Origin of the sequence: Wolbachia endosymbiont of Drosophila barbarae (assembly GCF_044752445.1) — a bacterium.
GTDB classification, from domain to species: Bacteria; Pseudomonadota; Alphaproteobacteria; order Rickettsiales; family Anaplasmataceae; genus Wolbachia; species Wolbachia pipientis.
This window is the reverse complement of sequence record NZ_JBIXJM010000149.1, coordinates 1-5,719: the sequence shown is the minus strand read 5'-3', so window position 1 is coordinate 5,719 and position 5,719 is coordinate 1. Positions and strand designations below refer to the sequence as shown.

Here is a 5,719-nt window from a genome sequence, read left to right as displayed (position 1 = left end):
ATCTTTTCGTCGTGCTGTTGATTCTGCCTTCCTATGACCTGTTCGGACTATTATGAGAAATGCTATAACTCTACGTCGCCCAAAAGTACGAGATCGTTTAGCTGTTGAACGTATGAGTAATAACGATGCAGAGAAAGAAGTAGCACTGATTGCAAATCTTGCAAGTATTTCAAGAGAAGCAGTAGAAGAACTTGATCTTGCAGACTACAGCAAAATTCAAGAAGCGTTACAAGGTTTTTTGTCTCAGCAGAAGAGTTGAGGCTGAGCATATTATCGCTTAGCTCAGTAGTTGGTGGTGGAATCAATCAGTGGCTTGATATGGATATTGAAGAGTTTTTTACGTGGTTTGAAAGTAGCAGAAAATTATACAAATGAAGGCAATTTCTATAGTAATTGGAGCAACACTACAAAGCAGTTTTAATAGTACGATAGCAGGTAGTACGAAGCAGCTTTCTCGTATTGGTAGTACGATAAAACAACTTGAATCATCAAGTAAATCAGTGTCTAAGTTTAAAGAGCTTAGCCGTGATGCTCTGCTTGCTCGGCGCTCTTGGGATGAGCTAGAAATAAAGACAAAATCTCTGGCTAAACAGATAAAAAACACAGAAGCACCAAGTAAGAAACTACAAAATGAATTTACAAGATCTAAAGCTGCAGCACTGAAAGCTAAAACAGCTTATTTACAAAAAAGAAGTGCTCTCCACTTACTACGCACGGAGTTCAGTAAAAGTGGTAGAGATATAAAATCTCTTATTGGAGATCAAGTTAAACTTGGCTCTTCTATTGAAAAGCTTAAAAATAGCTATACAGCTTTAAATTCCGTAATGCAAAAACGTAAGGGAGTTTTAGCGCAAAGAGCAAATTTTAGAGCTCAAATCATGGATACCGTGGCACTTGGCCTCACCCTTGCAGCACCACTTAAGGCTGCAATTAGTTTTGAGAGTGCCATGGCTGATGTAAAGAAAGTTGTAAAGTTTGAAGATACAGATGTAAATGGCTTAACAAAACTTGGGGAAACATTAAAGGAAATGTCGCGTACAATTCCGCTATCTGCGGCAGAACTTGCGCAAATTACTGCAAGTGGTGGTCAACTTGGTATTAAAGCTAAAGATCTTACGACTTTTACAGACACTGTGGCCAAAATGGCAACTGCATTTGATATGTCAGCAGAAGAAGCAGGAGACGCTATTGCTAAACTTTCTAATATTTATCAAATTGAAATTGGTGAAATGAAAGGTATTGGTGATGCAATAAACCATATCTCTGATAACACTGCAGCAAAAGCTAAAGACATTGTTCCTGCATTAAACAGAATCGGTGGTACAGCAAGGCAATTTGGCTTAACTACAGTAGAAGCGGGAGCTTTAGCAAGTAGCTTCATTAGTCTTGGTAAGACCCCCGAAAAAGCAGGTACAGCAATTAATGCGATGCTCAGTAAGTTGCAAACAGCAAGTAAGCAAGGTGGCAATTTTCAAAAATCTTTTCAGCAGCTAAAAATAAACGCTAAGGAATTTGAAAAAGCAATTGGCAAGAATGCACAAGGCACATTACTTAAGTTTTTAGAAACAGTTGCAAAATTAGATAAGCAAGAACGTTCTAGCGTTCTCTTTGACCTCTTTGGTCTTGAATATCAGGATGATATAGCGCTACTTACTGGTAGTCTAGATGAATATAGAAAATCTTTGCGATTAATAAACGAAGAATATCATGGCTCAATGCAAAGAGAGTTTGAAAATAGAGCAAATACTACAGCAAATAATCTTCAGCTACTTAAGAATTCAATAGCAGAAGTAGGAATGAATCTTGGTTATGTATTATTACCACCTTTAAATTTTACTGTTAATCTTCTGAGGTCAGCAACTACACAGGTAGCACTTTATGCCAAGGAATATCCAGTATTGACTACAGTAATCATGAGTACTACTACAGCGTTGATTAGCATTAAAATAGCAGCTATATCTCTTGGCTATGCTTGGACTTTTGTAAAAGGTTCTTTATTCGCTCTTTTATCTACTTGGAGAATGTTTGGATCTGTTATTACTTTGGTAAAAATAGGTCTTTATTCTACTTCTGCAGTTTTTCCAGCAATTATTGCTGGATTTAAAGCATTAACAATTGCTGTGATGAGCAACCCTATGGGGCTGATTATTGGTGGTATTGCTGTTGCTGCAACTTTGATAATTACCAAATGGCAAGCAGTAAAGAACTTTTTTGTTACTATCTGGGAATCAGTGAAAATTGTATGGAAGTCTTTTTCTGATTGGGTAGGAAAATTTTGGAATAATATTACTCAGCCCTTTAGAACAATCAGTAATCTGTGGAATAAAAGAAATGAGTCTAAACTAGAAGTTAAGTCTGTAAATAACGTTATAAGTGATTCTCTTAAGTACCCCATTGCGGCACACAGTAAAGCTATAGAGAATAAAACTCAAAATAATCACTTCAGTATTAATATTCATTCAACTCCTGGGCAAGATACACGTAGCATTGCTGATGAAGTAATGGAGCGAATTAGAGAGCAATTTAGTGGCGCACTTTACGATATAAATTAAATTATGTTATCTCTTGGTCCATATAGATTTTCATTAATTGAGCAAGGCTTTACACGCAGAAGTGAATATCGCTGGCCTGCACTTGAGCGTATTGGGGAAAAGCCATTGCTTCAAAGTATTGGTCCTGGAGAGGAAATTGTTGAGCTTGCAGGAGTAATCTATTCAAGAGGGCTGAAGCAAATAAATAATATGCGAAATTCATCGAAACCTCTTTTACTTATTGATGGCCAAGGTAATATTTTAGGGCATTTTGTTATCGTGAAAATAGAAGAAACGCAGAAATATTTTTTTCCAAATGGTGAACCAAGAAAGATTGAGTTTCACTTAAGTTTGAAGCACTACGATAATGTGTTGTCAGACGGATCACTAAATAATCCCGTTGACAATATACAACTTGATGATGATGTACTACAAAACTAAAGAAAACGATATGTTAGATTTAATCTGCTGGAACTACTATGGATTCAGCTCAGGAGCAGTTGAAATTGTGTTAAGAGCTAATCCTGGGCTTGCAGAGTACGAACTTCTTCCTGCAGGATTAATCATTAAACTTCCTGTTATTCAAAAAGAGACGCAAAAGCAAGTAGTAAAACTATGGGATTAAAATGACACCAGACTTTAGTATTTCAGTAGAGGGCATTTCCATCACTGAATTGGTGAAAAGTCGATTGGTATCAATGCATATTACTGATGAAGCAGGAGTAATAAGTGATACTGCTGTAATTCATCTTGATGACCGTGATTCATTATTTGAGATTCCTAGAACTGGGGCAAAGCTAAATATTTTACTCGGGTATAAGGAAACTGGCATTGTGCCAATGGGAGATTATATAGTAAATGAAATTACGCTACAAGGCCCGCCACAATCACTAAAGATTAAAAGTCATGCAGCGGATCTAAAAGAGTCATTAAAGGAACAAGTGTTTAATGAGTGGCATCAAATCACCTTAAATGATTTGGTAAAAAAGATTGCAGACAAACATGGCTATCAAGCTAAAATTGCTGCAGAGTTTGTAAATATCATGATATCACATATTGATCAAACTGCAGAGAGCGATATGCATTTTTTAACCAGGCTTGCTCAAATTTATGGAGCAATAGCAAAACCTGCAGGAGGATATTTACTGTTTGTTTCAAAAGGAAAAGCAAAATCAGTTACCGGAAAAACTTTAAGCACTGTTACTTTAACACCTAGAGATATTACAAATTGGAAAGTAAAATTTAATGAGCGTAATCAATATGGCTCGGTTATTGCTTACTGGTATGATTATGAAAAAGCAGAAACAATAACGGAAAAAGTAGGTGATCAAGAACCAAGCTATATTTTGCGAGATATTTATGCAAGTAGTGATTTGGCACAAAGTGCAGCATCTGCGAAGTTGAATCAGCTGATGAGTAATGCAGCAACACTCAATGTCACAATGCCAGGAAATCCTGAATTATTTGCTGAAGCAAAGATTAATCTTTCTGGATTTCGCAAAGGAGTTTATGGTAAATGGATAATAAATAGGGCTGAGCATGTAATTGATAACCTTGGCTATCGTACTATTGTTACGGGAATAATTGATAGTTGGAAAGTAAATTGATAATTTCCTCATAGATATCTTCTTTATTATTGTTTAATTCCTCTACAGCAAGATCTAAAGGAGTTTTTTTATCTTTGTTTTTAGCAGAAGGATTTGCTCCATTTTTCAGTAGAAATTTAGCAATTTCCAGATGTCCTTTTCGTGCAGCATAGTGCAGAGCTGTCCAGCTAAAAGCATCAGTAGTATTTACATCAATGCCTTCTTCAATTAGAAATTTTACGACTTCTAAACAGCCTCCGCTTGTAGCATAGTGTAATGATGTTGCACCAAAATGATGAGTAGCATTGATATCTACTACATTTTTTATTAAGGATCTTACAGTATCTAAATTACATTTTTCAGCTGCAGTAGATAATGTTTCCAGATCATTGCCACTTGCCTTACTTTTTATTGGCACATCTTTTGATAATTGGTCTGTACTAAAGTGCTGATACAGAACAATAACGCATATTATTGGTATTATTGAACTTGTTAACAATTTCCAAAAAAGGCTAGATTTCATGTTGATTATATTATTTACATCGCTTGTTTAGTGCAACTAATTAACTTTATTTTAGAAAAGATTTTTTGGACGTATTTTTGATGAATCTTGTATATGTATATATACAACTTTTCCTTTAAAAAAGATGACAAACACAGGAAAGATCCCTGTAGCAGTAATTGCTACTATGGTGATACAAACAATAGCATTGATCTGGTGGCTAGCTAAGCTCGACTTAAGAGTTCATATGCATGATAAATTTATAGAGCAAAATCAAAGGACTACAGAAATCATCTATCGTCTTGAAGAAAGGGTCAAAAACCTTGCTGAAGAAGTTAACGAGCTTGAGCAGAGACAAAAATAACTATAACAAATGACAAAGTACATTTTATCTGTAGATGGAGGAGGAATTAGAGGAATAATTCCTGCCATTATTCTAGCAGAAATTGAATCTAGGACAAAAAAGCCAATTTCCCAGATCTTTGACTTAATGGCAGGAACCTCAACCGGTGGAATTGTTGTTGCTGGACTTTGTGAAAGCAATAAACTTCAATACTCTGCCAATGATTTGGTTGAACTTTACCAAGAGTATGGAGCATATATCTTTCAAGCATCACTTTGGAGAAAATCAATCGCTTCTTGGCTGAGTGGTTCTCAGTACTCATATAAAAATATGGAATTTATTCTCAACAAATACTTCGGCGAAAGCACTATGGCCGATGTTGCGAGTAATCTACTGCTCACCAGTTATGACATTCACAATAGTTGTGAATTTTTCTTCAAAAGTTGGAAAGAAGAAAACATTAAGTTAAAAGATGCACTCAGAGCTACAACAGCTGCTCCAACGTACTTCACACCAAAACGTCCAAAAATTAGCCAAACAGAGAGAGTGTTGATAGATGGCGGAGTGTTTGCCAATAATCCAGCGGCTTGTGCATATGCAAGTGGTAAAAGGTTATTTCCAAATGATGAGATTATACTGCTATCAATAGGCACTGGTGGAACAAATAGAAGTATAAAGTATGCTAACTCAAGGAGATTTGGCAAAATAGGGTGGATCAAGCCACTACTGAATGTGATGTTTGCTTCTGGATTGGATT

Annotated in this window: 8 protein-coding genes; 7 read left to right on the top strand and 1 reads right to left on the bottom strand. The window is 36.0% G+C overall.

Features of this window, described 5'->3' with window-relative positions; all coding sequences use genetic code 11:
- The first annotated feature begins 52 nt into the window (after positions 1-52).
- From ACIPNH_RS02670 to ACIPNH_RS02650, 5 genes are all read left to right on the top strand, one after another.
- On the top strand, positions 53-259 hold the full coding sequence (locus tag ACIPNH_RS02670) for a phage tail assembly protein (protein WP_400771581.1): 207 nt from the start codon (positions 53-55) through the stop codon (positions 257-259).
- Between the two features lie 112 nt (positions 260-371).
- Positions 372-2,552: a phage tail tape measure protein gene (locus ACIPNH_RS02665; RefSeq protein ID WP_400771578.1), complete on the top strand. Its 2,181-nt coding sequence runs from the start codon at positions 372-374 to the stop codon at positions 2,550-2,552.
- 3 nt (positions 2,553-2,555) lie between these two features.
- A complete protein-coding gene (locus ACIPNH_RS02660; RefSeq protein ID WP_400771575.1) occupies positions 2,556-2,972 on the top strand; it encodes a phage tail protein in 417 nt (138 codons plus the stop codon).
- Entirely contained in the window at positions 2,950-3,156 is a 207-nt protein-coding gene (locus ACIPNH_RS02655) for a tail protein X (protein WP_012673234.1), read from the top strand. The genes ACIPNH_RS02660 and ACIPNH_RS02655 overlap by 23 nt, the downstream gene beginning before the upstream one ends.
- Before the next feature lies 1 nt (position 3,157).
- Positions 3,158-4,138 (top strand): phage late control D family protein, encoded by a 981-nt coding sequence (locus ACIPNH_RS02650; protein WP_012673233.1) that lies wholly within the window; start codon positions 3,158-3,160, stop codon positions 4,136-4,138.
- On the opposite strand, the gene ACIPNH_RS02645 is transcribed toward ACIPNH_RS02650, so the two are convergent.
- Complete coding sequence (locus tag ACIPNH_RS02645; RefSeq protein WP_007549904.1) at positions 4,104-4,640, bottom strand: ankyrin repeat domain-containing protein; 537 nt, start codon at positions 4,638-4,640, stop codon at positions 4,104-4,106. The two genes, ACIPNH_RS02650 and ACIPNH_RS02645, sit on opposite strands and share 35 nt — an antisense overlap.
- A 124-nt stretch (positions 4,641-4,764) precedes the next feature.
- Here ACIPNH_RS02645 and ACIPNH_RS02640 point away from each other — a divergent pair, with 124 nt between their 5' ends.
- Entirely contained in the window at positions 4,765-4,983 is a 219-nt protein-coding gene (locus tag ACIPNH_RS02640; protein WP_012673232.1) for a hypothetical protein, read from the top strand.
- 9 nt (positions 4,984-4,992) lie between these two features.
- The coding region (locus tag ACIPNH_RS02635; protein ID WP_400771570.1) for a patatin-like phospholipase family protein at positions 4,993-5,719 on the top strand (727 nt) is incomplete at its 3' end.

Bases quoted from the DNA above. Each gene is read 5' to 3' on its own strand.
- ACIPNH_RS02670 (WP_400771581.1), top strand. From the start codon at position 53: ATGAGAAATGCTATAACTCTACGTCGCCCAAAAGTACGAGATCGTTTA.
- ACIPNH_RS02665 (WP_400771578.1), top strand. From the start codon at position 372: ATGAAGGCAATTTCTATAGTAATTGGAGCAACACTACAAAGCAGTTTT.
- ACIPNH_RS02660 (WP_400771575.1), top strand. From the start codon at position 2,556: ATGTTATCTCTTGGTCCATATAGATTTTCATTAATTGAGCAAGGCTTT.
- ACIPNH_RS02655 (WP_012673234.1), top strand. From the start codon at position 2,950: ATGATGATGTACTACAAAACTAAAGAAAACGATATGTTAGATTTAATC.
- ACIPNH_RS02650 (WP_012673233.1), top strand. From the start codon at position 3,158: ATGACACCAGACTTTAGTATTTCAGTAGAGGGCATTTCCATCACTGAA.
- ACIPNH_RS02645 (WP_007549904.1), bottom strand. From the start codon at position 4,640: ATGAAATCTAGCCTTTTTTGGAAATTGTTAACAAGTTCAATAATACCA.
- ACIPNH_RS02640 (WP_012673232.1), top strand. From the start codon at position 4,765: ATGACAAACACAGGAAAGATCCCTGTAGCAGTAATTGCTACTATGGTG.